Annotated in this window: 21 protein-coding genes; 12 read left to right on the plus strand and 9 right to left on the minus strand. The window is 60.7% G+C overall.

Annotation, left to right across the window (positions count from 1 at the left end; all coding sequences use genetic code 11):
* Positions 1-12: 12 nt before the first annotated feature.
* A complete protein-coding gene (locus tag AC1Z1G_RS25045) occupies positions 13-1,953 on the minus strand; it encodes a BCCT family transporter (protein WP_347906289.1) in 1,941 nt (646 codons plus the stop codon).
* A gap of 494 nt (positions 1,954-2,447) precedes the next feature.
* Between AC1Z1G_RS25045 and betI the strand changes: the two genes are divergently transcribed.
* The 10 genes from betI to yccS all read left to right on the plus strand — a co-directional run bounded on the left by betI (position 2,448) and on the right by yccS (position 17,462).
* Positions 2,448-3,041, plus strand: coding sequence for a transcriptional regulator BetI (gene betI / locus AC1Z1G_RS25050; protein WP_347902428.1), 594 nt, complete (start codon positions 2,448-2,450; stop codon positions 3,039-3,041).
* A 106-nt stretch (positions 3,042-3,147) separates the two neighbouring features.
* Positions 3,148-4,620 carry a betaine-aldehyde dehydrogenase gene (betB, locus tag AC1Z1G_RS25055; RefSeq protein WP_347902429.1) on the plus strand — a complete coding sequence of 491 codons (1,473 nt, stop codon included), beginning with the start codon at positions 3,148-3,150 and terminating at the stop codon, positions 4,618-4,620.
* Between the two features lie 217 nt (positions 4,621-4,837).
* Complete coding sequence (betA, locus tag AC1Z1G_RS25060) at positions 4,838-6,541, plus strand: choline dehydrogenase (RefSeq protein WP_483623059.1); 1,704 nt, start codon at positions 4,838-4,840, stop codon at positions 6,539-6,541.
* A 267-nt stretch (positions 6,542-6,808) separates the two neighbouring features.
* Positions 6,809-7,504, plus strand: coding sequence for an RraA family protein (locus AC1Z1G_RS25065; RefSeq protein ID WP_347902431.1), 696 nt, complete (start codon positions 6,809-6,811; stop codon positions 7,502-7,504).
* Positions 7,505-7,721: 217 nt separating this feature from the next.
* Positions 7,722-9,164, plus strand: coding sequence for a TldD/PmbA family protein (locus AC1Z1G_RS25070; protein ID WP_483623062.1), 1,443 nt, complete (start codon positions 7,722-7,724; stop codon positions 9,162-9,164).
* A complete protein-coding gene (locus AC1Z1G_RS25075) occupies positions 9,164-10,501 on the plus strand; it encodes a TldD/PmbA family protein (RefSeq protein ID WP_483623064.1) in 1,338 nt (445 codons plus the stop codon). Before AC1Z1G_RS25070 ends, AC1Z1G_RS25075 begins: the two co-directional genes overlap by 1 nt.
* Before the next feature lie 195 nt (positions 10,502-10,696).
* Positions 10,697-12,124, plus strand: a complete 1,428-nt coding sequence (gene mdtD / locus AC1Z1G_RS25080) for a multidrug transporter subunit MdtD (RefSeq protein WP_483623065.1) — start codon at positions 10,697-10,699, stop codon at positions 12,122-12,124.
* 248 nt (positions 12,125-12,372) lie between these two features.
* Positions 12,373-13,710: an ATP-dependent RNA helicase DbpA gene (gene dbpA, locus AC1Z1G_RS25085; RefSeq protein WP_483627987.1), complete on the plus strand. Its 1,338-nt coding sequence runs from the start codon at positions 12,373-12,375 to the stop codon at positions 13,708-13,710.
* A 158-nt stretch (positions 13,711-13,868) separates the two neighbouring features.
* Positions 13,869-15,047: a BaiN/RdsA family NAD(P)/FAD-dependent oxidoreductase gene (locus tag AC1Z1G_RS25090; RefSeq protein ID WP_483623067.1), complete on the plus strand. Its 1,179-nt coding sequence runs from the start codon at positions 13,869-13,871 to the stop codon at positions 15,045-15,047.
* Positions 15,048-15,278: 231 nt separating this feature from the next.
* A complete protein-coding gene (gene yccS / locus AC1Z1G_RS25095) occupies positions 15,279-17,462 on the plus strand; it encodes a YccS family putative transporter (protein ID WP_483623069.1) in 2,184 nt (727 codons plus the stop codon).
* Between the two features lie 158 nt (positions 17,463-17,620).
* Here yccS and AC1Z1G_RS25100 read toward each other — a convergent pair whose 3' ends face one another.
* Positions 17,621-18,358, minus strand: coding sequence for a substrate-binding periplasmic protein (locus AC1Z1G_RS25100; protein WP_483623071.1), 738 nt, complete (start codon positions 18,356-18,358; stop codon positions 17,621-17,623).
* A gap of 273 nt (positions 18,359-18,631) precedes the next feature.
* On the opposite strand from AC1Z1G_RS25100, the gene AC1Z1G_RS25105 reads away from it, so the two are divergent.
* Positions 18,632-19,084 (plus strand): GNAT family N-acetyltransferase, encoded by a 453-nt coding sequence (locus tag AC1Z1G_RS25105; RefSeq protein WP_483623073.1) that lies wholly within the window; start codon positions 18,632-18,634, stop codon positions 19,082-19,084.
* A 50-nt stretch (positions 19,085-19,134) separates the two neighbouring features.
* Here AC1Z1G_RS25105 and AC1Z1G_RS25110 read toward each other — a convergent pair whose 3' ends face one another.
* The 3 genes from AC1Z1G_RS25110 to AC1Z1G_RS25120 are packed head-to-tail and all read right to left on the minus strand — an operon-like array spanning position 19,135 to position 22,112.
* Complete coding sequence (locus tag AC1Z1G_RS25110) at positions 19,135-19,431, minus strand: winged helix-turn-helix domain-containing protein (protein ID WP_483623075.1); 297 nt, start codon at positions 19,429-19,431, stop codon at positions 19,135-19,137.
* A 23-nt stretch (positions 19,432-19,454) separates the two neighbouring features.
* Complete coding sequence (locus tag AC1Z1G_RS25115; RefSeq protein ID WP_483623077.1) at positions 19,455-19,946, minus strand: M48 metallopeptidase family protein; 492 nt, start codon at positions 19,944-19,946, stop codon at positions 19,455-19,457.
* A gap of 42 nt (positions 19,947-19,988) precedes the next feature.
* Positions 19,989-22,112: a putative bifunctional diguanylate cyclase/phosphodiesterase gene (locus AC1Z1G_RS25120; RefSeq protein WP_483623079.1), complete on the minus strand. Its 2,124-nt coding sequence runs from the start codon at positions 22,110-22,112 to the stop codon at positions 19,989-19,991.
* A 323-nt stretch (positions 22,113-22,435) separates the two neighbouring features.
* On the opposite strand from AC1Z1G_RS25120, the gene AC1Z1G_RS25125 reads away from it, so the two are divergent.
* Positions 22,436-23,104 carry a polysaccharide lyase family 7 protein gene (locus AC1Z1G_RS25125; RefSeq protein WP_483623080.1) on the plus strand — a complete coding sequence of 223 codons (669 nt, stop codon included), beginning with the start codon at positions 22,436-22,438 and terminating at the stop codon, positions 23,102-23,104.
* A gap of 102 nt (positions 23,105-23,206) precedes the next feature.
* Here AC1Z1G_RS25125 and fba read toward each other — a convergent pair whose 3' ends face one another.
* The 4 genes from fba to AC1Z1G_RS25145 all read right to left on the minus strand — a co-directional run bounded on the left by fba (position 23,207) and on the right by AC1Z1G_RS25145 (position 26,358).
* The gene (gene fba / locus AC1Z1G_RS25130) at positions 23,207-24,271 is read right to left on the minus strand and encodes a class II fructose-bisphosphate aldolase (RefSeq protein WP_027617054.1); all 1,065 of its coding nucleotides are present in this window, start codon (positions 24,269-24,271) and stop codon (positions 23,207-23,209) included.
* 280 nt (positions 24,272-24,551) lie between these two features.
* The gene (locus AC1Z1G_RS25135; RefSeq protein ID WP_483623082.1) at positions 24,552-24,881 is read right to left on the minus strand and encodes an MliC family protein; all 330 of its coding nucleotides are present in this window, start codon (positions 24,879-24,881) and stop codon (positions 24,552-24,554) included.
* A gap of 59 nt (positions 24,882-24,940) precedes the next feature.
* Positions 24,941-25,162: a hypothetical protein gene (locus tag AC1Z1G_RS25140; protein ID WP_483623083.1), complete on the minus strand. Its 222-nt coding sequence runs from the start codon at positions 25,160-25,162 to the stop codon at positions 24,941-24,943.
* A 32-nt stretch (positions 25,163-25,194) separates the two neighbouring features.
* Entirely contained in the window at positions 25,195-26,358 is a 1,164-nt protein-coding gene (locus AC1Z1G_RS25145) for a phosphoglycerate kinase (protein ID WP_483623085.1), read from the minus strand.
* Between the last annotated feature and the right edge of the window lie 10 nt (positions 26,359-26,368).

The following is a 26,368-nucleotide window of genomic DNA, read 5'->3' on the forward strand; positions in this document are numbered from 1 at the left end:
GTCCTTCAAACCTTAGCTATAGACACGGCCCAGGAGCTGCCGATGGCTTTCAAACTGATCGATCACATCACGCGTGATCTGCTCTTGAGTGAAGCCCATCAGGTCATATTCCTGGCTGCCGTTGTGCAGATACACCTCGGCGCGATAGTAGCGGCTGCGCTCTTCATCGGCATTCGGCGATTCGCTTGGCGCGGCCAGGTAGCCGTCCAGGCTCACTTCGTAGACAAAAGGGTTGCCCTCTTCCATCTCGATCCGCACGCCCATGCAACGCTTGGCTTTCCCCAGCAACGTCTGAACATCCAGACCCTGAGTGCGCAGCTGTGCAGCCGCATCTTCCAGTGCCGGGCTGACGTGTTTGTCCATGAAGCGCTGAACAATCGACTGAGTCGGTTGCAGGTCCTGCGCCGACAGCCGCTCGCTGAAACCACGACGACCACGGGCCGCCAGTTCGGCTTGCTCCTGCTCGATCTGCACGTCCTGGCGCATGGCCTTGTGCAAGCCGAACATAAAGAACACCAGCACCACCGAGAATGGCAGGCCGGCCAGCACCACCATGGTTTGCATGGCTTCGAAGTTACCGGCAAGCAGCAGACCAATGGTCACCAGGGTGATCACCACCGACCAGAAGATCCGCAACCAGTGCGGCGCATCTTCGTCGACGTTACCGCCCTTGCAGGACAGATTGGCCATCATCACCGCGCCGGAGTCGGCCGGGGTCAGGAACAACACGAAACCAACAAAGATCGACACGCCGATCACAATTTTCGACGCAGGGTAATGCTCGAGCAACTGGTAGATCGCCATGGACGGCTGCTCGAGCGCCGTCTTCCCGAGTTCCACTGCTCCCTGGTTCATCACCAGGTCCAGGGCCGAGTTACCGAAGATCGACAGCCAGGCCAGGGTGAAGCCCAACGGAATCAACAGCACGCCGGCCACCAGTTCACGCACGGTACGACCGCGGGAAATACGCGCGATGAACATGCCGACGAATGGGGCCCAGGAAATCCACCAGGCCCAGTAGAACAGGGTCCACAGACCCAACCAGCGCTCGGATTTTTCGTTGTCGCCCACGTACACATAAAGGTCGAAGGTTTTCAGCACCACGCCGTTCAGGTAGTCGCCGATGTTCTGCACGAAGCCGTTGAGCAGGTGCAGGGTCGGGCCGAACAGCAGCACGAAAATCAGCAGACCGCTGAACAGCACGATGTTCAGGTTGGACAGACGGCGGATGCCGTTTTCCACACCCGACACGGCAGCGATGGTCGCCACGGTGCTCATCACGATGATCACGATCAACAGGTTAGTGTCGGTGTGATCCATGCCGAACAGGTTTTCCAGCCCCGAACGTACCTGCAACGCACCGATGCCCAGGTTGGTCACCAGGCCCAGCAGAGTCACGAACATGCCAAAGCCGTCGACCGCATGACCGGCCGCACCTTTGACCCAGCGCTCGCCCACCAGCGGGTACAACGCCGAACGCAGTGCCAGCGGCTGGTTATGACGGTAGGCAAAGTACGCCACGGCCAGGCCGACCAATGCGTAGATCGCCCAGCCATGCAGGCCCCAGTGCAGGAAAGTCAGCTGCACCGCCTGACGTGCCGCCAGGTTGGTGCCGGCCACGCCTTCCGGCGGGTTGAAAAAGTGGTCAAGCGGCTCGGAAGCACCGAAGTACAGCAGCGAGATGCCGATACCGGACGAGAACAGCATCCCGGCCCAGGCGCCATAACTGAAGTCCGGGGTGTCGTCCTTGCTACCCAGCTTGAGTTTGCCGTAGGACGAAAACGCCAGGCCGACGACAAACACCAGGTAGGCGGCAATCACCACCATGTAGTACCAGCCGAAGCTGCGCGACAACCAGGCTTGCGCTATCCCCAGAATTCTCCCGGCTTCTTGCGGCGCGGTGATGAGAATAACGGTCAACAGCAGGATCAGTGCGGTCGAGGTGTAGAACACCCAACCGTTGACCGTCACCTTCTCGGGTGGGGTCTTTATAAGAGAGGCAGAACTCATTGCACAGATGCTCCAGGCAGTGCGAGAGAAGGACACAAGGCAAAGCAGTACCCGACCAATCGGTTAGTTGGCAGCCGACCAGCGGGTGATATAAAGACACCCCGAAAAAAGCCCGAAACCACAGGGATTGCGTTGAAAACCAGGGCCGCAAGCCTTGCGCGCGGGGGTACCGCGACACAGGACCTCAAGCGTCTTGCCCATTCAACACGTCCGTTCGCGACCTTGGTTACGTCGATCCACGCCATGCCCCGCGTGGGTTTCGAGTATTTTCAGATGTCGTCTTTCGCCAGTTACACGTAGGAAAAATCTGTAAGCAGCGACGATTTGTCGCAGATCTTATTCTTTGTTGATTGAACGTTCAATCAAAACAAAATAGACTGGCCCTCAATCCGGAAGCCGCATTGTCGACCTCCGGAAGGCCTAAGGAGATGTGCAAGATGCCCAAGGTCGGTATGCAACCCATCCGCCGCCAGCAATTGATCGAAGCCACGTTGCAGGCGGTCGATCAGGTCGGTATGGGGGACGCCAGCATTGCGCTGATCGCCCGTTTGGCCGGTGTCTCGAATGGCATCATCAGTCATTATTTTCAGGACAAGAACGGCCTGATCGCCGCCACGATGCGGTACCTGATGAACGTCCTCAGCGAGAACGTCACCGCGCGCCGCCAGGCGCTGGGGGATAACAGCCCACGGGCTCATCTTCAGGTGATTATCGAAGGCAACTTCGACGCCAGCCAGGTCAATGGCCCGGCAATGAAAACCTGGCTGGCCTTCTGGGCCACCAGCATGCACCAGCCGTCTTTACACAGGTTGCAGCGGATCAACGATCACCGCCTGTATTCCAACCTGTGCTGCGAGTTCCGCCGAGTGCTGCCGCTTGATCAAGCACGCAGTGCCGCACGCGGCCTGGCAGCCCTGATCGACGGTTTGTGGTTGCGCGGCGCGCTGTCGGGAGACGCTTTCGACACCGAGCAGGCGCAACGGATCGCTTACGAATACATGGATTTCCAACTGGCTAAGCAGGAGCGCTAGAGCACCTATAACGCTCGGCCCCTGAACGGCCACTGATCAGCGTTGCCCAGGTTTTACGGCACGCCCGGTGGTCAACGCCCACTACTTATGCACTTGCGAGGACTTTATGGCCCGTTTCGAACTGCAAAAACTCTACATTGACGGCGGCTACACCGACGCTGGCAGCGATGCCACCTTCGAAGCCATCAACCCGGCTAACGGTGAAGTTCTCGCCAAGGTGCAACGTGCAACAAAAGAAGACGTTGAGCGCGCTGTCGTCAGCGCCGAAAAAGGCCAGAAAATCTGGGCCGCGATGACCGCCATGGAACGTTCGCGCATCCTGCGTCGTGCCGTGGATATCCTGCGCGAGCGCAACGATGAACTGGCCGCCCTGGAAACCCTGGACACCGGCAAGGCGTACTCCGAAACCCGTTACGTTGACATCGTGACCGGCGCTGACGTGCTGGAATATTACGCGGGCCTGGTTCCGGCCATCGAAGGTGAGCAGATTCCTCTGCGCACCACCTCTTTCGTCTACACCCGTCGCGAGCCACTAGGCGTCGTGGCCGGTATCGGCGCATGGAACTACCCGATCCAGATCGCCCTGTGGAAATCCGCTCCAGCCCTGGCGGCCGGTAACGCGATGATCTTCAAGCCAAGCGAAGTCACTTCCCTGACCACCTTGAAACTGGCTGAAATCTACACCGAAGCCGGCCTGCCAGCAGGCGTGTTCAACGTACTGACCGGCAGCGGCCGTGAAGTCGGCACCTGGTTGACCGAGCACCCGCGCATCGAAAAAATCTCCTTCACCGGCGGCACCGACACTGGCAAGAAGGTCATGGCCAGCGCTTCTGCCTCGTCCCTGAAAGACGTGACCATGGAACTGGGCGGCAAGTCCCCGCTGATCATTTTCGACGACGCCGATCTGGATCGCGCCGCCGACACCGCCATGATGGCCAACTTCTACAGCTCCGGTCAGGTCTGCACCAACGGCACTCGCGTGTTCGTACCGAGCCACCTGAAAGCCGCTTTCGAAGCCAAGATTGTTGAACGCGTTGCGCGCATCCGCGTTGGCAACCCGGAAGACGAAAACACCAACTTCGGCCCGCTGGTCAGCTTCGCTCACATGGAGAGCGTGCTGGGTTACATCGCCAAGGGTAAAGAAGAAGGCGCTCGCGTTCTGTGTGGCGGCAGCCGTCTGACCGAAGGCGAATTCGCCAAAGGCGCATTCGTGGCACCGACCGTGTTCACCGACTGCACCGACGAGATGACCATCGTGCGCGAAGAAATCTTCGGCCCGGTGATGAGCATCCTGACCTATGAAACCGAAGAAGAAGTGATCCGTCGTGCCAACGACACCGACTTCGGCCTGGCCGCTGGCGTCGTCACCAAGGATCTGAACCGCGCTCACCGCGTGATTCATCAACTGGAAGCCGGTATCTGCTGGATCAACGCCTGGGGCGAGTCCGACGCCAAGATGCCGGTCGGCGGCTACAAGCAGTCGGGCGTGGGTCGTGAAAACGGCATCAGCTCGCTGAACAACTTCACTCGCATCAAATCGGTACAGGTCGAACTGGGCGATTACGCTTCGGTTTTCTGATCTGGCGCGGTTCTGGAGTTGCCGCCCTTTGTGGCGAGGGAGCTTGCTCCCGCTGGGCTGCGAAGCGGCCCCAACTCCAGGCACCGCACTCATTCAGACAGAACTCGGTCGCAGATTTTGCGACTGCCGTGCAGCCGAACGGGAGCAAGCTCCCTCGCCACAAGTCAGTGGCAGCTCGGCCACCGCGACCTGACCACTTTTCAAGAGGGTGCATTCAATGTCCCAAGAATACGATTACATCATCATCGGTGCCGGCTCTGCCGGTAACACCCTGGCGACCCGTCTGACTGAAGACGAAGGCGTCACCGTCCTGCTGCTCGAAGCCGGCGGCCCGGACTACCGTTTCGACTTCCGCACGCAAATGCCTGCGGCGCTGGCGTTCCCGCTGCAAGGCCGTCGCTACAACTGGGCCTACGAGACCGATCCAGAGCCACACATGAACGGCCGCCGCATGGAATGCGGTCGTGGCAAGGGCCTGGGCGGTTCGTCCTTGATCAACGGCATGTGCTACATCCGCGGTAACGCCATGGACTACGACGGCTGGGCGAAAAACCCGGGGCTGGAAGACTGGACGTATCTGGATTGCCTGCCGTATTTCCGCAAGGCAGAAACCCGTGACATCGGCCCGAACGACTACCACGGCGGCGAAGGCCCGGTCAGCGTGACCACCCCTAAAGCTGGCAACAACCCGCTGTTCCACGCGATGGTTGAAGCAGGCGTACAGGCCGGTTACCCACGTACCGAAGACCTGAACGGCTATCAGCAGGAAGGTTTCGGCCCGATGGACCGTACCGTAACGCCTAAAGGCCGTCGCTCCAGCACCGCTCGCGGTTACCTGGACACGGCCAAAAAGCGTTCGACCCTGAACATCGTCACCCACGCCCTGACCGACAAGATTCTGTTCGACGGCAAGCGTGCCGTTGGCGTGCGTTACCTGGTGGGCAGCGCTGAGGAACGCGTTGAAGCCCGTGCGCGCAAAGAAGTGTTGCTGTGCAGCGGCGCGATTGCTTCGCCGCAAATCCTGCAACGCTCCGGCGTGGGTCCGGCCAAGCTGCTGGAGAGCCTGGACATCCCAGTGGTTCACGACCTGCCGGGTGTAGGCGAGAACCTGCAAGACCACCTGGAGCTGTACCTGCAATACGCGTGCACCCAGCCGGTTTCGCTGTACCCGTCGCTGCTCTGGTACAACCAGCCGGCCATTGGTGCCGAGTGGCTGTTCAACGGCACTGGCATCGGCGCCAGCAACCAGTTCGAAGCCGGCGGTTTCATCCGCACGCGTCCGGATTTCGAATGGCCGAACATTCAGTACCACTTCCTGCCGGTCGCGATTAACTACAACGGCAGCAACGGTGTGAAAGAGCACGGTTTCCAGGCGCACATGGGCTCCATGCGTTCGCCAAGCCGCGGCCGCATCCAGGTCAAATCCAAGGATCCGCGCCAGCACCCGAGCATCCTGTTCAACTACATGGCCACCGAGCAAGACTGGCAGGAATTCCGTGACGGCATCCGCCTGACCCGTGAAATCATGCAGCAGCCGGCACTCGACGCGTTCCGTGGTCGTGAACTGAGCCCGGGCATCGACGTGCAAACCGACGAGCAACTGGACACGTTCATCCGCGAACACGCTGAAACCGCGTTCCACCCGTCCTGCTCGTGCAAGATGGGCACCGACGAGATGGCCGTGGTCGATGGCCAGGGTCGCGTCCACGGGATGCAGAACCTGCGTGTGATCGATGCCTCGATCATGCCGCTGATCACCACCGGCAACCTGAACGCCCCAACGATCATGATCGCCGAGAAAATCGCCGACAAGATCCGCGGCCGTCAGCCACTGCCACGCAGCCAGGCCAAGTACTACGTCGCAGGCCAAGCCCCGGTACGTGGCAAGCCGCTGCGTGAAGTGGGCCCAACCGCGCAGTAATCGCTACACCGCGGCGCTGCCTTCGCGAGCAAGCCCGCTCCCACACTTGATCTGTGTTGAACGCTGAATAGTGATTCGACGCAAATCCAATGTGGGAGCGGGCTTGCTCGCGAATGGCGCCCGACCAAACAACACATCACTTCCGGCTGTAACCCGCTTCACCCTTGATCCTACCCCCCGCACCGGCCTACTCTAGTCACCGCGCAAACGTTTCACCTCCCCGCCCCAACCGACACGCCGCCACCTGGCTGGCCACGAGGCTTTCTCATGTTTGATGTCGTCTCTTCGAGCAAATGGCCCACCGGCTACCTGATCAATCCCAACGTTGAACCCCTCGATCCGAAATGGCTGAAAGAATTCAGCGAGATCCCCGCCGCCGCTGTCAGCGACTGCCTGGGGCGCAACGTCGGCGGCCTGGGCCTGAAAGCTTTCCACGGCAATGCACCGATGCTCGGCAGCGCGCTGACCGTGCGCGTGCGCCCCGGCGACAACCTGATGATCCTCAAAGCCATGCAGATGGCCCGCCCCGGCGATGTGCTGGTGATCGACGGCAGCGCCGACCTGACCCGTGCCGTGTTCGGCGGCATCATGCGCGCCATGGCCCTCAAGGCCGGGATTGTTGGCGTGGTGATCAACGGCGCCCTGCGCGACCTCGATGAATGGCAAACCGGTGAGCTGCCGGCCTACGCCATTGGCGGCGTACACCGTGGCCCGAGCACCGACGGCGGCGGCGAAATCAACGTCCCGATTTCCTGCGCCGGCATGCTGGTGGCACCGGGTGACTTGATGATCGGCGACGGTGACGGCGTGGTGGCTGCCTCGCGCAGCGAACTGCCAGAACTGCTGGTGCGTTGCCACGACCTGCTGGCACGAGAAAAGGCTACGCTTGCGGCTATCGAGGCCGGTACGCTGGACCCGGACCGTTTCGACGCCATATTGCGCGCCAAGGGTTGCCCGGTCTGAATTGGTAAGACTTGAGATCGCCCCCTCACCCCAACCCTCTCCCCAGGGGGGAAGAGGGGGCCGATCTTCATGCTGTTCAAAACCTGAGTTCGACCGGATCTTTCAGGTCGCAATATTTCGCGAGTACACAACGGTCAGTCCCCTCGCCCCTCTGGGGAGAGGGCTAGGGTGAGGGGTGGTCCCATCCGCCGCCACTCCATAACAAGGAGGTCCCCGCATGTTCGATTTCCACCCCCAGCTCAAGCAGCGTTTTGCCGCCTTGCGCACGGGCGCTGAATTCTTTTCGCTGCGTTATGTCCGTGAATCCGGCCAGTACCTGTCGGTGCGCAAGAACGTCGCAGAACCGCCAAGCCTGAGCCGTGACGAAGGCGCAATGCTGACCGCCCGGGTCAACGGCGTCGAAGCCTACGCCGCGACCAACGACCTGTCGCCATCCGGTCTGCAAGCCGCCCTCGACCGCGCCGAACAACAGGCCCGCTCGATCGCCGCCCACGCCCTGCTCGACCTACGCCAGCAACCGGTGTCCAGCGACCGCGCCGACTACTTTTCGCCGAACCTGGAACAACCCTTCCCATCCCTGAGCGACTGCTATCAACTGCTCGGCGCCGAATCGGCCGCCGTGCCCAAGGATGAGCGGCTGGTGAACTGGGAAGTCAGCATCGGCATCACTCACCTCGAGCAGATCTACCTCAACAGTGCCGGTGCCGAACTGCGCCAGGCGCAACGCTTTGTCTATCCGGGGCTGGACGTCACCGCCTACGACGGCAACGACAGCCAGACCCGTAGCCTGGGCCGCGAGAACTTCGGCCAGCAAGGCAGTGGCGATGTGATCAGCCGCTGCGGCTTGATCGGCGCCGCGCCGAATGTCGCCGATCAGGCGCTGCAACTGCTGCTGGCACCGAACACTCCGCCAGGCAAACGCGACCTGCTGCTGATGCCCGACCAGATGATGCTGCAAATTCACGAGTCCATCGGCCATCCGCTGGAACTGGACCGCATCCTCGGCGACGAGCGTAACTACGCCGGCACCAGTTTCGTCAAAACCAGTGACTTCGGCAGCCTGCAATACGGCTCCAGCCTGCTCAACGTGACCTTCGATCCGGGCATTGCGGAAGAACTCGCCAGCTACGGCCATGACGACGACGGCACCGCCGCGAGCAAGCAATTCCTGATCCGCGAAGGCGTGCTTCAGCGTCCTTTGGGCGGCGCGCTCTCGCAATTTCGCGCAGGCCTGGACGGTGTCGCCAACAGCCGCGCCTGTGGCTGGAACCGTCCGCCCATCGACCGCATGGCCAACCTGAACATCGAGCCCGGCGACCAACCGCTCGAGCGCATGATCGGCAACATCGAACACGGGGTGCTGATGTCTACCAACCGCTCATGGTCGATTGACGATGCGCGCAACAAATTCCAGTTCGGTTGCGAATGGGGCCAGTTGATCGAAAACGGCGAGCTCAAGGGCGTGGTGAAAAACCCCAACTACCGCGGGGTTTCCTCCCACTTCTGGCGCAACCTCAGCGCAGTCGGCGACGCCAGCACCTTCAAGGTCCTGGGGACGCCCAATTGCGGCAAGGGCGAGCCGAACCAGGTCATTCGCGTCGGCCACGCCTCGCCAGCCTGCGTTTTCAGCAACATTGACGTATTCGGAGGAGACGCCTGATGGGGACGGTCTTGAGTCAGGTCGAACAATTCAAAGGACTGGTGGCGTGGCTGCGTGATGCAGTGCGCGAGCCTGAGCAGTTCACCTTGAGCTACGCCGCCGAATCGTCGGCGTTCGTACGTTTCAACCACGCCAAGGTCCGCCAGGCGGGTCAGGTTCAACAGGCCAGCCTGGGTTTCAAACTGATCAATGACGGTCGGCATGCCGACCTGAACATCACCCTCGCCGGCGACCCTGAGGTTGACCGGCAGCGCCTGGCCGAAGGCCTGCAACAGCTGCGCGAAACCCTGCCGTTGCTGCCGCAGGATCCTTACCTGCTGCTTAACCATGACGACTGGCAAAGCAAGAACGTGCAGGACCATCCGCTGCCGGACACCGAGCGCGTGGTCGCCGAGATTGCCCGTGCCGCCGAAGGTCTGGATTTGGTCGGCTTCTACGCGGCCGGTCCGATCAGCCGGGGCTTTGCCAGTGCCTGCGGCGCGTTCGGCTGGCATCAGGCCAACAGTTTCAACTTCGACTTCAGCCTGTTCCACGCCAACGGCCAGGCCGTAAAGGCCAGCTACGCCGGGCACGACTGGAACAGCGAAGGTTTTGCCAAACGCTTCCAGCAAGCACGCGAGCAACTGGCGTTTCTGGGGCGGCCGCTGCGCACCCTGGCGCCGGGTCAGTACCGCGCGTACCTGGCACCGGCGGCGCTCGAAGAGATTGTCGGCATGCTCTGTTGGGGTGGCTTTTCGGCGCAGTCGATTGCCAGCAAAAACAGCCCGCTGCAAAAGCTCTACGCGGGCGACAACACGTTCAGCCCTCTTGTCTCGCTGGATGAAAAGGTCAGCGGCTCCCTGAGCCCGACGTTCTCCGGCGAAGGTTACCCACGCAGCGACCTGAAACTGATCGTTGAAGGCAAGGCAGGCGAACGGTTGGTGAATTCGCGCAGTGCGGCCGAATACGGCCTGACGGCCAACGGCGCGGGGGGCGGTGAGTCGCCGAGTGCGTTGAATATGGCGGCTGGCACGTTGCCTGATGCGCAGATTCTCAAGCAACTGGGCACCGGTCTGTACATCAGCAACCTGTGGTATTTGAACTACTCGGACCAACCGGCAGCGCGCATGACCGGCATGACCCGTTTCGCGACCTTCTGGGTCGAGAACGGCGAGATTCAGGCCCCGGTCAGCACCATGCGGTTTGATGACAGCGCCTACAGCCTGCTGGGTTCACAGCTGGAAGCATTGACGAGTGAACGAGAGCTGATGCTGTCGGCCAGCACCTACAGCCAACGGGCCACCGCGTCCGCGCTACTGCCGGGAGCACTGGTCAGTCAATTGACCCTGACCCTGTAAACACAAAACCCTGTGGCGAGGGAGCTTGCTCCCGCTGGGTCGCAAAGCGGCCCCAATACCGGCAAACGCGGTTCATCGGACAGACTGCATTTTCCCGGTTTAGGACTGCTGCGCAGCCGAGCGGGAGCAAGCTCCCTCGCCACAGGGGTCAGTGCCAGCCATGACCTTGCGTTAACTCCAAACCTCAGAGGCCCCATGCCCAATCGCCCTGCGCTCGATGCCACCACTGCCCGCTGGTTGCCGTGGGTGGTGGCCATTGCGTTTTTCATGCAGTCCCTCGATGGCACGATTCTCAATACCGCCCTGCCCGCCATGGCCAGGGACCTGGCGGAAAACCCGTTGCGCATGCAGGGCGTCATCATCGCCTACATGCTCACCGTGGCCTTGCTGATTCCGGCGTCGGGCTGGATTGCCGACCGTTTTGGCACCCGGAAAATCTTCTTCGGCGCAATTCTGCTGTTCAGCATCGGCTCATTGCTCTGCGCGTTATCGAGCACCTTGAGCTTGCTGATCGGCGCCCGGGTCATTCAGGGCCTGGGCGGCGCGCTGATGCTGCCGGTCGGGCGGCTGGTGGTGTTGCGCGCCTACCCGCGCTCGGAACTGGTGCGCACCATGGGTTTCATCACCATTCCCGGCCTGCTCGGCCCCTTGCTCGGCCCGACCACGGGCGGCTGGATGGTTCAGTACCTGTCGTGGCACTGGATCTTCCTGATCAACCTGCCGGTCGGCCTGATCGGTTGCTACGCCGTGTGGAAATTCATCCCGGACCTGCGCGGCACCGAGCGCACCCGTTTCGATGGGCCGGGTTTTCTAATGTTCGGCGCAGCAATGGTGCTGATCACCATTGCCATGGAAGGCCTGGGCGAATTGCACCTGCCGCACTTGCGCGTGATGTTGCTGCTGTTCGGTGGCATGGCGTGCCTGGCGGCGTACTGGCTGCGGGCAGTGCACACCGATAATCCATTGTTCCCGCCAGCGCTGTTCAAGACCCGGACCTTTGCCGTTGGCATTCTGGGCAATCTGTTCGCCCGACTGGGCAGCGGCGCCCTGCCGTTTCTGGTGCCGTTGTTGCTGCAAGTGGCGCTGGGGTATTCGCCGTCGCAGGCCGGGATGAGCATGTTGCCACTCGCTGCGGCCGCCATGCTCGCCAAGTCCGTCGCCCGGCCGCTGATCGAACGCCTGGGATATCGCATCATCCTGACCGGCAATACCCTGGCGCTGGGCATCATGCTGGCGAGCATGGGCCTGGTCAGCGAACAAACACCTTACTGGCTGTTGCTGGCGCAACTCGCCATCCTGGGAGCAATCAACTCCTTGCAGTTCACTGCAATGAACACGGTCACACTCATCGACCTCGACGATGCCAGTGCCAGCAGCGGCAACAGCCTGTTGTCGGTGGTCGCGCAATTGTCGCTGAGCCTGGGTGTTGCCTGCGCTGGCGCCCTGCTCGGCGGCTTCACGGCAGAGATCGGAAGCAATGGCGTGGGCAGCGTCCTCGGAGCCTTCCAACTGACCTTTCTGACAGTCGGCATCATGGCGATGCTGGCGGCGGCAATCTTTTTGCAGCTCTCACCAAAAGACGGACGGCGGGTCCAGAGCCCGGAACAACACATCGAGCCTTAGTTTCCAGACGATAAGTGCCTCCGCTTGCCCATGCTGCGTTGAAAAGAGGTTCGAAATGCTCATTGACTAAAGTCAACTCCGCTTTCTCACCTCCCTTCGCCTTGCCTGGTCGTCGCTCGGCGGCTTCTCGTCTGGAAACTGCGGGCGAATGGCCACAGGACTGGTACACTGCGCGACATTTTGTTTTGCAGGCCAGTCCCGTGACCACCATCGCCACCGCTTTTAATACTTTGCCGCTGTCCGCCGCCATGCTGGCTAACCTCGACTCCCTCGGTTATGCCCAGATGACGCCGATTCAGGCGCAAAGCTTGCCGGTGATCCTCAAGGGGATGGACCTGATCGCCCAGGCCAAGACCGGCAGCGGCAAGACCGCGGCTTTCGGTATCGGCCTGTTGAACCCGATCAATCCGCGCTTCTTCGGTTGCCAGGCGCTGGTCATCTGCCCAACGCGTGAGCTGGCCGACCAGGTGGCCAAGGAAATCCGTCGTCTGGCCCGTGCCGAAGACAACATCAAGGTCCTGACCCTGTGCGGCGGCGTGTCCTTCGGCCCGCAGATCGGCTCGCTGGAACACGGCGCGCACATCATCGTCGGCACCCCGGGGCGTATCCAGCAGCACCTGCGCAAGGGTTCGCTGGTGCTCCACGGCCTGAACACGCTGATCCTCGACGAAGCCGACCGCATGCTCGACATGGGTTTCTACGACTCCATCGAAGAAATCATCGCCCAGTGCCCGGAACGTCGCCAGACCCTGCTGTTCTCCGCCACCTACCCGGTGGGCATCAAGCAGTTGGCGTCGAAGTTCATGCGCAACCCGCAGCAAGTGAAGGCCGAGGCGTTCCACGACGACACGCAGATCGAGCAGCGCTTCTACGAAATCTCCCCGGAAGAGCGCATGAGCGCGGTGACCAAGGTACTCGGCCACTTCCGCCCGGCCTCCTGCGTGGCCTTCTGCTTCACCAAGCAGCAGGTCCAGGAAACCGTCGACCACCTGACCGCCAAAGGCATCTCGGCCGTTGGCCTGCACGGTGACCTGGAACAGCGTGACCGCGACCAGGTCCTGGCGATGTTTGCCAACCGCAGCACCTCGGTGCTGGTGGCCACTGACGTCGCCGCCCGTGGTCTGGACATCGATGCACTGGACATGGTGATCAACGTTGAACTGGCCCGCGACTCGGAAATTCACATTCACCGTGTAGGCCGTACGGGTCGCGCCGGTGAGAAAGGCATCGCCATCAGCCTGGTTGCTCCGTCCGAAGCCCACCGCGCCCAAGCCATCGAACAACTGCAGAAGTCGCCGCTGAGCTGGGATCAACTGAGCAACCTGACGTCCCAGGGCGGTGGTCCGCTGCTGCCGGCCATGAGCACCCTGTGCATCGGCGCTGGTCGTAAAGACAAGGTTCGCCCGGGCGACATCCTTGGCGCACTGACCGGCGATGCCGGTATTCCAGGCGCCCAGGTCGGCAAAATCGCAATTTTCGACTTCCAGGCGTATGTGGCTGTCGACCGCAGCGTCGCCAAACAGGCTGTCCAGCGTTTGAGCGACGGCAAGATCAAGGGCCGCTCGCTGCGCGTTCGGATTTTGTAAAGGATCGTCTGGCTGACAGAGATCAAATGTGGGAGCGGGCTTGCTCGCGAAGAGGGAGTGTCAGCTGGCATCAAGTTGCCTGACACACCGCTTTCGCGAGCAAGCCCGCTCCCACATTGGTCCACCGGTGAATTTAAAATTTGTATGAGGACACCGTTTTGCGCTCTACCGAAGTCGTGATCATTGGCGCTGGCGCCGCAGGGTTGATGTGTGCGCTGACCGCCGCCGGGCGTGGGCGCAAGGTGATGTTGCTCGACCACGCGAACAAGGCCGGCAAGAAAATCCTCATGTCCGGCGGTGGGCGCTGCAATTTCACCAACATGTATACCGAGCCTGGCAATTTCCTCTCGCAAAACGCGCACTTCTGCAAATCCGCGCTAGCGCGCTACACCCAGTGGGATTTCATCGGGATGGTCGCCAAACACGGCGTGCCGTACCACGAAAAGAAACTCGGCCAGTTGTTCTGCGATAACAAATCCAGCGACATCCTCGAGATGCTGCTCAACGAGTGCGATCAGGTCGGCGTCAGCCTGCACCTCGACACCTCGATCCAGCAGATCGAAAAACTCGAACACGGCTATCTGCTGGAAACCACGTTGGGCCAGGTGACCTGCGAGTCGCTGGTGATCGCCACGGGCGGTTTATCGATTCCGACCCTGGGCGCCACAGGTTTCGGTTATCAAGTGGCCAAGCAGTTCGGCCACACCTTGTTGCCGACCCGTGCCGGCCTGGTGCCGTTCACCATCACCGATCAGCTCAAAGAACTGTGTGGCGAGTTGTCCGGTACATCGGTCGATTGCCTGGTGAGCTGCAACGACCAGAGTTTCCGCGAGAACATCCTGTTCACTCACCGTGGCCTTAGCGGCCCGGCGATTTTGCAGATTTCCTCGTTCTGGCAATCCGGCGACACGGTTGAAATCAACCTGCTGCCCGACCACGACGTACCCGGCTGGCTGCAACAGCAGCAGGCAGAGCGCCCGAACAGCGAGCTGAAAACCCTGCTGGGCGAGATTTTCACCAAGAAGATGGCCAACCTGTTGGCCGACAACTGGTTCGCCTCCAAACCGATGAAGCAGTACACCCACGCAGAGCTGGCGGACATTGCCGAAAAACTCTCGAGCTGGACAGTCGTGCCGGCCGGCACCGAAGGCTACCGCACCGCCGAAGTGACGCTGGGTGGCGTCGATACCCATGAGGTCTCGTCCAAGACCATGGAATCTCTGAAAAGCCCCGGCTTGTACTTTGTCGGCGAAGTGCTGGACGTCACCGGCCATCTGGGCGGCTTCAACTTCCAATGGGCCTGGGCCTCGGGCTATGCGGCTGCGCAGTACGTCTGATCCAAAGTCGTACACAAAACAAAATGTGGGAGCGGGCTTGCTCGCGAAAGCGGTGTGTCAGGCAACTTGATGCCAACTGACACTCCCTCTTCGCGAGCAAGTCCGCTCCCACATTGGTTATGTGTTGATCCATAAGGAACAGTTTTTGCTGTCAGATGTGATCGGCGCCATTGCGCCGTCGTCATTACTGGCTCAATTTAGCTGCATTGCCCCGGAAGGCCTTCGCACTTCATGCCATCGACCCCATTTCGTCAGTCTCTGCGTCGCCTCTGGGCACTGGATAAATTCAGTTACAGCGTGCGGGTGTTCATCGCCCTGACCGGCAGCATGGCGCTGTGCTGGTATCAGGATGAAATGGGCCTGTTGATCCCATTGTTCCTGGGGATTATCGCCAGCGCCCTGGCCGAGACCGACGACAGTTGGCAGGGCCGCCTCAATGCACTCGCCGTGACGCTGGTGTGTTTCAGCGTCGCCGCCTTCTCGGTCGAGCTGTTATTCCCCTACCCGTACGTCTTCGTTTTCGCCCTGGCCCTTGCCAGTTTCGGCCTGACCATGCTCGGCGCCTTGGGCGAACGCTATGGGGCGATTGCTTCGGCGACGCTGATCCTCTCGGTCTACACCATGATTGGCGTGGACCAGCGCGGTGGCGCGGTCACCGACCTCTGGCATGAACCGGTGCTGCTGGTGGCCGGCGCCGCCTGGTACGGCTTGCTTTCGGTACTCTGGCAGGCGTTGTTTTCCAACCAGCCGGTGCAACAGAGCCTGGCGCGGTTGTTCCGCGAACTGGGTTTTTACCTGAAGCTCAAATCGTCATTGTTCGAACCGATCCGGCAGATGGACGTCGAAGCCCGTCGACTGGAACTGGCGCAGCAGAATGGCCGGGTAGTCGCCGCGCTCAATGCGGCCAAGGAAATCATCCTGCACCGGGTCGGCAATGGCCGGCCGGGATCGAAAGTCAGCCGCTACCTGAAGCTGTACTTCCTGGCGCAAGACATCCACGAACGCGCCAGTTCCTCGCACTACCCTTACAACGCCCTGGCTGAAGCCTTCTTCCACAGCGACGTGCTGTTCCGCTGCCAACGCCTGCTGCGCCAGCAAGGCAAGGCCTGCCGAGCGCTGGCCGAGTCGATCCAGATGCGCCAACCGTTCGTTTACGACGCCACGTTCGCCGAAGCCCTGAACGACCTGCACGCCTCCCTCGAACACCTGCGCATCCAGAGCAACCCGGCCTGGCGCGGATTGCTGCGCTCGTTGCGGGCCCTGGCGGCAAACCTCGGCACCCTCGACCGGTTGCTCAGCGATGCCAGCAACCCCGACAGCCTCGCCGACGCCACCGACAGCAGCCTGCTCGACCGCTCGCCGCGCAACCTCAAGGATGTCTGGAGCCGCTTGCGCACCCAACTGACGCCGACCTCATTGCTGTTCCGGCATGCCCTGCGCTTGCCCCTTGCACTGACCATCGGCTACGGCATGGTGCATTTGATCCACCCGTCGCAAGGCTACTGGATCATCCTCACCACACTGTTTGTCTGCCAGCCAAACTACGGTGCTACACGGCGCAAACTCGGCCAGCGGATTGTCGGCACGGCCATCGGCCTGACGGTGGCGTGGGCGCTGTTCGACCTGTTCCCCAACCCACTGGTGCAGTCGTGTTTCGCCATCGCCGCCGGTGTAGTGTTCTTTATCAACCGCACCACTCGCTACACCCTGGCCACGGCGGCAATCACCTTGATGGTGCTGTTCTGCTTCAACCAGGTCGGCGACGGTTACGGGCTGTTCCTGCCACGGCTGTTCGATACCTTGCTCGGCAGTTTGATTGCGGGGCTCGCGGTGTTCCTGTTCCTGCCGGACTGGCAGGGCCGTCGGTTGAACAAAGTGCTCGCCAACACCCTGACGTGCAACAGCATTTACCTGCGGCAAATCATGCTGCAATACGCAGCGGGTAAAAGTGATGACCTGGCGTATCGACTGGCACGACGCAATGCCCATAACGCCGACGCGGCGCTGTCGACTACCCTGGCCAACATGCTCATGGAGCCGGGACACTTTCGTAAAGAGGCCGATGTCGGGTTCCGCTTCCTGGTGCTCTCCCACACCTTGCTCAGCTACTTGTCGGGCCTGGGTGCACACCGCGAAACCCAGCTACCGCCCGATGTGCGTGAACAGTTGATCGACGGTGCCGGGGTGAGCCTGGCGGCCAGCATCGACGAAATCGCCCAAGGGCTGGCGAGCAAACTGCCGATTGCGATTCAGAGCGATGAGGAAGAGGCACTGGCCACGACGCTGGAGCAGATGCCCGATGAAATCGATGAAGGCCAACGTTTGGTGCAAACCCAACTGGCGCTGATCTGCCGGCAATTGGGACCGTTGCGGACCTTGGCGGCGCACCTGATCAAGGATACGAGCGAGGATTGAGGGCTCGCGCGCGCCCCTGTGGCGAGCGAGCTTGCTCGCGCTCGGGTGCGCAGCAACCGTAAACCGGTAAATGGTTTTCTACCTGACACATCGAGTGGTTTGTATTGGGCCGCTTCGCAACCCAGCGCGAGCAAGCTCCCTCGCCACAACAGCAAGCCTCACATCCCGTGCTGCTTGAGCAACCGGTCATAGCTGCCGTCCGCCTTCATCTTGGCAATCTCGCGGTCAAAACCCGCAACGATTTGCGCATGCTCGGGGTTCTTCAGGCTGACCAGGATGTGCAGGCTGTTTTCGCTCAAGGGCTTGGGCAGGAACTCCACCGCGTTGCGTACCTTGGATGATTCCCGGGCCAGGTAATAACGGGCCACGTATTCGTCTTCCAGGGTTAGCTTCACGCGGTCAGCCGCCAGCATGCGCACGGCCATCGCGAAGTTATGCACCGGGACTTTCTGCAGCGCCGCATCGGCGTCGAACTCCGCCGAATAGGCGTACCCCCGCACGACCGCAATCGGGTACATGTGCAGTTGCTGCAAGGTGTTGTACTCCAGCGGTGCATCTTTGCGCTTGATGAACCGTATGCGGTTCAGCAGGTACTCACTGGAGAACTGCCCCAGTTGTGTGCGCGCCTTGTCGTACCAGGCGTTGACCAGCACGTCGTAGCGCCCCTCGCCCACGCCCAGCAATGCCCGTGCCCAAGGCACCTGCTCGAACTCGCTGGCGTACCCCGCTCGCGCCAGCGCGGTACTGACGATATCGGTGGCCAGCCCCCCATTAACCAGCGTCGCGTCGGTGAACGGCGGCCAGGCATCGGCAACCAGACGCAATTTTTCCGCTGCAGCGCTCTGGGTCAGCAACAGCAATCCAATCAAAGCACAGGCTCGATGCAATCGCGGCATGCTAAAAAATCCTTAGCGGGCGGGAAGCCCAGCGTGTTTTTAGCCAATTCCCAAAGGCCGGTGTACCGACAAACGGTCACAAGCCCGGTCCTAACATTAGCTCATTGAAGCCAGTGCACGGAGCTACCTCGCAGATTACACAAAGAAGACAATCTGGCGAGAAATGAATGATGGCATTTTGGCCTCTATCACACATTGCGTCGCCAATGCAGGCAAGACTTCCGACGGCAGGACGCTTAGTATCGAAACCAGACTTCTGACAGGACGAAAAGAATGACAATCGATTGGGTCTGCAAACATCATAGCGATCTGGGCAAGGAACAGCTCTACGCCATTTTGCGCTTGCGCGCCGAAGTGTTCGTGGTCGAGCAGAAATGCGCCTATCAAGACCTCGATGAACAGGACCTGGATGGCGACACCTGTCATTTGATGGGCTGGGACGGTGATCGGCTGGTGGCGTACTTGCGCCTGCTCGACCCGACCTCACAGGGTGGTGACGTGGTGATTGGCCGGGTCATCGTCGCACCGCAAGCGCGGGGCACCGGGTTGGGCCACGAGTTGCTGAGCCAGGGCCTGAAACAGGCCGAAAAACATTGGCCGGAGATATCGATCTACTTGTCCGCCCAGGCACATTTGCAGGCGTACTACGCACGGTACGGTTTTGTGGTGGCGGGCGAAGAATACCTGGAGGACGACATTCCGCACATCGGTATGCGCCGGGCCTGAGGGCCCTTTCGCGAGCACGTCGAAGGCGCCAGTACAGGCGCCACAAAACGTCAGGGATACTCGAGCACCGCTTTGATCTGCCGAAGGTTGCGCTCGATCCATCCCCGGTCAATTGCCCCCCACTCGCGAATCCGATAACGGCCTGCATGGTTGCGCGCACCGTCTTGCTGTTCGAACTCGCAGACAATATCCAGGTCCGCCAATGCCGCGATGGTGTCCTGGGCCGTGCGCCGGGGCATGCCGGTCACTTCGGTCAACGCCGGGACACTGCTGGCCAGCCCGCTGTCGATCAGGTACGCCACGTACAATCGGCGGTAAAAGCTGCTTTTGGTCTTGCTCACGTCCATCCACACACTCCTTGTTGCAATGTCTACTGCATATCCCGCCAGGTCAGGTACACCCGCAGATCGAACTCCACCTGGTGATACCCCGGCAGCATGTGCTCGCACAACTTGTAGAACGCCTTGTTGTGATCCGACTCTTTGAAATGCGCCAACTCATGCACCACGATCATTTTCAGAAACTCGGGCGCCGCGTCCTTGAACAATGACGCGATGCGAATTTCCTTCTTGGCCTTGAGCTTGCCACCCTGCACCCGGGATATCGCCGTGTGCAGGCCTAACGCGCGGTGGGTCAGATCGAGGCGGTTGTCGAACAACACCTTGTCGATGGCCGGCGCATTGCGCAAATACTCCTGCTTGAGATCCAGAGCGTAGCTGTACAGCGCCTTGTCGCTCTGCACCGCATGTTTCTCTGGATAGCGCTGAGTGAGGTAGTCACCCAGCCGACCTTGAGCAATCAGCTGTTGAACCTGCTCTTGCAATGCGTGGGGATAAGCCTGGAGGTATTTGAGCGCGGTCATGGGGCGGCAGCAGAGTCACAAAAGGCCGCCAGTGTAACGAATTCAGGTGCCCAGCGCGCTCCAGTCGAAAGGCTGCGCAAACTTGTCGGCGTCCTCGGCCATCAATGGCCGCGCCACCAGGAACCCTTGCACATGCTCGCAGCCGTTGGCCTGCAACCACTGATACTGTGCGACAGTCTCCACCCCTTCGGCGATCACCAACACACTGAACTCCTTGCACAAATCGATCACGCTGCGGGCGATCGCCGCATCCCGTGGCGACTCCAGCAACCGGGCGATCAAGTGCCGGTCCAGCTTGAGGGTGTCGAACTCAAGGTCGCGCAAATACGCCAACGAACACGGCCCGGAGCCAAAATCGTCCAGCGCTACCCGCACCCCCAGGTTGCGCAACAAACGCAGTTGCTTGCGGGACTCATCGAGGTTCTGCATCAGGGCATCTTCGGTGATCTCGACCTCAAGCTGACGCGGCTGCAACGCATGGCGCTCCAGTACCTGGCGCAACTCCGTCACCAGGTTCGGCATGCCGAACTGGGTGCTGCTCAGGCTCACGCCCAGCACCAGGTCATCGGCGAACACCCCCTCCCAGGCTTTTCGCTGGCCCGCGCCGCGATGGTAAATCCAGCTGCCCAGGCGGCTGATCAACCGCACCTCTTCCAGCAAAGGTAAAAACAACCCCGGCGGCACATCGCCCACGCTGGGATGCTGCCAGCGCAACAGCGCTTCAAAACCGCGCAGACGGCCGTCGGCAATCGACACCTGAGGTTGATAGACGAGGTTGAAATCCTTGTTTTCAATGGCCGTGCGCACGCTCTCTTCGAGCATCAGGCGTGAACGCGCACGGCCATTCATTTCATGGTCGTAAAAGCGATACTGCTGACGCCCTGCTCGCTTGGCTTCATACATGGCGATGTCAGACGCGCGCAGCAGACCGTCGAGGTTGGAACCACAATCGGGATAGGTGGCAATGCCGATGCTGGCGCCCAGCACCACGTCCATTCCTTCGATCTGCTGACAGATCGACAGCCGCTCGATGAGCTTCTCGGCAATCTTGGCCGCCTGCTCTGCAAACTCCAGGTCCAGCAACGCGGTGAACTCGTCGCCGCCCATTCGCGCCAGGATATCGAAGGGCCGCAAACACGCCTTCAACTGCTCGGAAACCCAACGCAACACGCGGTCACCCGCGTCGTGCCCAAGGGAATCATTGACCCGCTTGAAGCCGTCCAGGTCCAGGTAAAGCAACACCCATGAACTGTCCGAACGTTCGCCGCGCAACAGCAGGTTTTCGACGGTCTGGTAAAACCCGCGCCGGTTGAGCAGCCCGGTCAACGGATCGGTGACGGCCTGGAACTCCAGTTGCTGGTGCAAGTGGCGCACCACCGACATGTCCAGCACGGTCACCACCATGGCCTTCTGCTCAGAGGGCAGCGGCGCACAAGACAACGCCACGGGCACCTGTTGGCCGGGTACCGTGCGCAGCAGTGCGTCATGCATGCGCCAGGTTTCACCGCGGCGGTAACTGGCATTGATCGGCGAGTCACTCCACTGGGGAATATGAGGTTTTTGCAGGAACTCCAGAAACGGCGCACCTTGCAGTTGCGCAACTGGCGCATTGAGCAGGCGCGACATGGCCGGGTTGGCGAACCGTATCACCCCGTCCTCGCCCACTACCAGAATGCCTTCGGCGGCGTTATCAAGCACCGAGGCATTGAAGGCTCGCGCCACCTCCAGATCATGACTCAGGCGTTGCAGCGCCCGACGATTGCGCTGGTGTTCAAGCAGCGCCTGGACTTTGGGTTTGAGGATTTGCGGGTCGAAGGGTTTGAACAGGTAATCCACCGCACCACTGGCATACCCCTTGATCACGGCATCCTGGGACTGCTCGTTGGCGGTCAGGAAGATGATCGGGGTGAGGCGGGTCCGTTGGCTGCCGCGCATCAAGCGGGCGACTTCAAAACCGTCCATGCCGGGCATCTGCACATCCAGCAGCACCAGGTCGACTTCATGTTCAAGCAGCAGACTCAGTGCCTCGATACCCGAGGCCGCGGTCATCACCTGCCAGTCCTGGCGCTGTAACAAGGCGCGCATGCTGAGCAGGTTTTCAGGGTAATCATCGACGATCAATAGGACTGAGCTGCCTTCACCTGGCTTCGGTTGCGCGCATTCCATGCTGCTTCTCTTGTCGGGAACGTCAGGCCGGCTGCCGTGAAAAACCGGACAATTACTGAGCCTTCACTCTAGACCCGGTTCTGCGAAAGCAGTAGGCATCAGGACGCCATCACCCTGCCAAAGCCACGGCCAACCGACTAACGGTCACTCATCAAGCCCCGTGAAACCGGGAAGGATGGCCATTCGACAGAAGGTTGACGTCAGCCGTCCGCCGGACGGGCGTTAACAAGGAAGCCTTCTACGCTTATAAAGACCGCCCTCTAACGTGCGGACTAAAGCCTCTGGCTCACTTCGCACGGCAAAAAACCGCGGAAGGCTTGAACATGATCGATCTGGCAACCTGGAACCTGAGCGTTCCCGTCGGCAGCCCACCAGCAACCATCGACACCCCGAAACTGGTGAGCGGCTTCAAGGATCAGTACTTTCATTCCGACACCGGCACGTTGTTTTTCTGGTCCCCGGTGACCGGCTCACGGACCGAAAATGCGATTTACCCGCGTAGCGAATTGCGCGAAACCTACAGCGACGGCACCCTGCGCAACTGGCTCTACCCCGAAGCCGATAACTTGTTGCGCGCGACCCTGTCAGTGAACCAGGTGCCCAGCTCCGGCAAGATCGTCATCGGCCAGATCCATGCCTACAACAGTCAAAAGCCGCTGGTGAAGGTCGAGTACCAGTACAAGGCCAGCACGCTGACCGGCAACATCGTCGCCAAGGTGCGCATGCGCCCGGATGACGATGAAGGCCGAGTGATCACCATTGCCAGCGGGGTAAAACTGGACCAGAGCTTTTCCTACCTGATCCACCTCAGCCCCGGCGGAAACCTGGGCATCAGCGCCGCCGGCTACCAGTGGGACACGAAAATCAGCGCCACCTGGCGCGACAAGCCGCTGTACTTCAAGGCCGGGGTGTATGTGCAGGACAACACTGGTTACACCAATGAGGGCGGGAAAGTCACGTTCAGCAAGCTGGACATTGATCACGACAAGTGACGACAAGCCCGCACCCACAATGACCTTGGTGACTACAAATTCTTCACCCATGAAAAACCCGCATTTCTGCGGGTTTTTCATGCGACTAATACGCTGACAGGCTTAGTTGACCTTGGCGTTCAACTCACCTTTGAGGTAACGCTGGTACATCGCTTCCAGGGAGATCGGCTTGATCTTCGAAGCGTTGCCCGCCGTACCGAAAGCTTCGTAACGTGCGATGCACACGTCGCGCATGGCCGTTACGGTGGCACCGAAGAATTTACGCGGGTCGAACTCACTCGGGTTGGTGGCCATCAGGCGGCGCATTGCACCGGTGGACGCCAGGCGCAGGTCAGTGTCGATGTTGACCTTGCGCACGCCGTGCTTGATGCCTTCGACGATTTCTTCAACCGGCACGCCGTAGGTTTCTTTGATGTCGCCGCCGTACTGGTTGATGATCGCCAACCACTCTTGCGGAACCGAAGAAGAACCGTGCATCACCAGGTGGGTGTTCGGGATGCGTTTGTGGATTTCCTTGATGCGGTCGATGGCCAACACGTCGCCGGTAGGTGGCTTGGTGAACTTGTACGCGCCGTGGCTGGTGCCGATGGCGATGGCCAGGGCGTCGACCTGAGTGCGCTTGACGAAGTCAGCAGCTTCTTCCGGGTCGGTCAGCATCTGGCTGTGATCCAGAACGCCTTCGGCGCCGATGCCGTCTTCTTCACCGGCCATGCCGGTCTCCAGCGAACCCAGGCAACCCAGCTCGCCTTCTACCGATACGCCACAGGCGTGAGCCAGGGCTACGGTTTGTTGGGTGACGCGCACGTTGTAGTCGTAGTCGGTCGGGGTCTTGCCGTCTTCGCCCAGGGAGCCGTCCATCATCACCGAGCTGAAGCCCAGCTGGATCGAGCGCTGGCAGACGTCAGGGCTGGTGCCGTGGTCCTGGTGCATGCACACCGGGATGTGCGGGAACTCTTCGATTGCCGCCAGAATCAGGTGACGCAGGAATGGCGCGCCTGCGTATTTACGGGCGCCGGCCGAAGCCTGGACGATCACCGGGGAGTCAGTCTTGTCAGCGGCTTCCATGATGGCGCGCATCTGTTCAAGGTTGTTGACGTTGAAAGCTGGAACGCCGTAGCCGAATTCGGCTGCGTGGTCCAACATCTGGCGCATGCTGATGAGTGCCATTGTGTGTGTCTCTCCCGGTTGAGGGTCGTTAATCGTGCAAGCCTGCCGTAGCGGCGGCTGCTATTCAAGTTATTGCAGATCGGGGGTAAGGCCGGGCTGCGAATTCGGTACAACATAAATCTCAAGAACGACACAGACCCACTGTGGGAGCGGGCTTGCTCGCGAATGCGGTTTAACATTCAACGTTGAGGCAAGCTGACCCGCCGCTTTCGCGAGCAAGCCCGCTCCCACATTTGGATCTGTTCCCACAGTCGATCTGTGGTGTATCAATTTCGTATGCTTACTGCGCTTTACAGCCGCGGCCGATCAAATCATTGGTGGCGACCCAGTACACCAGGCCTTCCTCACCCTTTACGTGAAACGCCAGCATGTCGTTGCTGTACAGCGAACCCGAGCCGCTTGGCTCCAGCTTCAAGCGATAGACCTGATCGGCCCCGCCCAGACGCACGTCGACTTCCTTGCGGCTGTCATCGGTAAAGCGCCAGACCACTTTGGCCTCACTGTCACAGGTCCAGGTCGTCCAGTTGTCCGTTTTGGGCGACTGAAGCAGGTTCAAGTTGGTGCAACCTGCCAGCAATGCCAGTGCCGCAACGGCGATAAAGCCTTTCATCGGTGTTCCTCGGCTGACGGCACACGCCGCCAGCCCTGGGAGTTAGTGAGTCAGACCCGTCAAGGGCAACCCTGTTCCTTGGCTGGGGTCCGCGTCTCGTATTTATCCAGGCCATCAGGCCCGGAACGCTTGTTGAGCACCGGGTTGGTTTCTGCCTGCCACTCGGCCTGGTAGCAACCGTTTTCAGGCGTCGCCGTCCCGGGCGCCGACGCGGCATTCGGGGTGCTCCCGCAGCCGCCCAACAACGCCGCGACGATCAACAGCGGTAACGTCTTGACCATGAAAACACTCCTTTGCCTGGTCAATGGGTGGCTTACGCCTTGGCCCGATTTTCCAGGACTTCAACGGCAGGCAGCACTTTGCCCTCGACGAATTCGAGGAACGCGCCACCGCCGGTAGAAATGTAGGAGATTTGTTCCCCAACACCATATTTATCAATGGCAGCCAAGGTGTCGCCGCCGCCCGCGATGGAGAACGCCGAACTTTCTGCAATGGCCTGGGCCAGGACCTTGGTGCCGTTGCCGAACTGGTCGAATTCAAACACACCGACCGGGCCGTTCCACAGGATGGTTTTCGACGACTTGAGCAGCTCAGCGAAATTCGCTGCAGTCTGTGGACCGATGTCCAGGATCATGTCGTCTGCCGCCACGTCGGCGATCAACTTCACGGTCGCGGTAGCATTTTCAGCAAACTCCTTGGCAACTACCACATCGACCGGCAGCGGCACGCTGACTTTGGCGGCGATGGCGCGGGCAGTGTCCAGCAGGTCAGGTTCGTACAGCGACTTGCCAACCGGGTGACCGGCAGCGGCCAGGAAGGTATTGGCGATACCGCCGCCAACGATCAACTGGTTGCAGATCTGGCTCAGGCTGTTCAGTACGTCGAGCTTGGTCGAAACCTTGGAGCCAGCAACGATGGCCGCCATTGGCTGGGCCGGGGCACCGAGAGCCTTGCCCAATGCGTCCAGTTCAGCCGCCAGCAGCGGGCCAGCCGCCGCGACTTTGGCGAACTTGGCCACGCCGTGGGTCGAACCTTCGGCGCGGTGAGCGGTGCCGAAGGCGTCCATCACGAACACGTCGCACAGGGCGGCGTATTGCTGGGCCAGTTCGTCAGCGTTCTTTTTCTCGCCCTTGTTGAAGCGCACGTTCTCGAACAGCACGATGTCGCCCGCTTTCACGGCAACGCCGCCCAGGTAGTCGGCCACCAGCGGCACTTCACGGCCCAGGGCCTTGCTCAGGTAGTCGGCAACGGGCTTGAGGCTGTTCTCGGCCGAAAATTCGCCTTCGGTCGGGCGGCCCAAGTGCGAGCAGACCATCACGGCCGCGCCTTTTTCCAGGGCCAGCTTGATGGTCGGCAGCGAGGCCAGGATTCGCGCATCGCTGGTGACAACACCGTCCTTGACTGGGACGTTGAGGTCTTCGCGGATCAATACGCGCTTACCTTGCAGATCGAGGTCGGTCATCTTCAACACGGTCATGGGTCGCATT

The organism is Pseudomonas sp. JL27(2026) (assembly GCF_056933555.1).

Excerpts from the sequence above, each read along its gene's own strand:
- betI (WP_347902428.1), top strand. The coding sequence starts at position 2,448 with ATGCCCAAGGTCGGTATGCAACCCATCCGCCGCCAGCAATTGATCGAA.
- AC1Z1G_RS25120 (WP_483623079.1), bottom strand. The coding sequence starts at position 22,112 with ATGGAATGCGCGCAACCGAAGCCAGGTGAAGGCAGCTCAGTCCTATTG.
- AC1Z1G_RS25065 (WP_347902431.1), top strand. The coding sequence starts at position 6,809 with ATGTTTGATGTCGTCTCTTCGAGCAAATGGCCCACCGGCTACCTGATC.
- betB (WP_347902429.1), top strand. The coding sequence starts at position 3,148 with ATGGCCCGTTTCGAACTGCAAAAACTCTACATTGACGGCGGCTACACC.
- AC1Z1G_RS25145 (WP_483623085.1), bottom strand. The coding sequence starts at position 26,358 with ATGACCGTGTTGAAGATGACCGACCTCGATCTGCAAGGTAAGCGCGTA.
- AC1Z1G_RS25110 (WP_483623075.1), bottom strand. The coding sequence starts at position 19,431 with ATGGACGTGAGCAAGACCAAAAGCAGCTTTTACCGCCGATTGTACGTG.
- fba (WP_027617054.1), bottom strand. The coding sequence starts at position 24,271 with ATGGCACTCATCAGCATGCGCCAGATGTTGGACCACGCAGCCGAATTC.
- betA (WP_483623059.1), top strand. The coding sequence starts at position 4,838 with ATGTCCCAAGAATACGATTACATCATCATCGGTGCCGGCTCTGCCGGT.
- AC1Z1G_RS25105 (WP_483623073.1), top strand. The coding sequence starts at position 18,632 with ATGACAATCGATTGGGTCTGCAAACATCATAGCGATCTGGGCAAGGAA.
- AC1Z1G_RS25140 (WP_483623083.1), bottom strand. The coding sequence starts at position 25,162 with ATGGTCAAGACGTTACCGCTGTTGATCGTCGCGGCGTTGTTGGGCGGC.
- mdtD (WP_483623065.1), top strand. The coding sequence starts at position 10,697 with ATGCCCAATCGCCCTGCGCTCGATGCCACCACTGCCCGCTGGTTGCCG.
- dbpA (WP_483627987.1), top strand. The coding sequence starts at position 12,373 with ATGCTGGCTAACCTCGACTCCCTCGGTTATGCCCAGATGACGCCGATT.
- yccS (WP_483623069.1), top strand. The coding sequence starts at position 15,279 with ATGCCATCGACCCCATTTCGTCAGTCTCTGCGTCGCCTCTGGGCACTG.
- AC1Z1G_RS25125 (WP_483623080.1), top strand. The coding sequence starts at position 22,436 with ATGATCGATCTGGCAACCTGGAACCTGAGCGTTCCCGTCGGCAGCCCA.
- AC1Z1G_RS25070 (WP_483623062.1), top strand. The coding sequence starts at position 7,722 with ATGTTCGATTTCCACCCCCAGCTCAAGCAGCGTTTTGCCGCCTTGCGC.
- AC1Z1G_RS25135 (WP_483623082.1), bottom strand. The coding sequence starts at position 24,881 with ATGAAAGGCTTTATCGCCGTTGCGGCACTGGCATTGCTGGCAGGTTGC.
- AC1Z1G_RS25100 (WP_483623071.1), bottom strand. The coding sequence starts at position 18,358 with ATGCCGCGATTGCATCGAGCCTGTGCTTTGATTGGATTGCTGTTGCTG.
- AC1Z1G_RS25115 (WP_483623077.1), bottom strand. The coding sequence starts at position 19,946 with ATGACCGCGCTCAAATACCTCCAGGCTTATCCCCACGCATTGCAAGAG.
- AC1Z1G_RS25075 (WP_483623064.1), top strand. The coding sequence starts at position 9,164 with ATGGGGACGGTCTTGAGTCAGGTCGAACAATTCAAAGGACTGGTGGCG.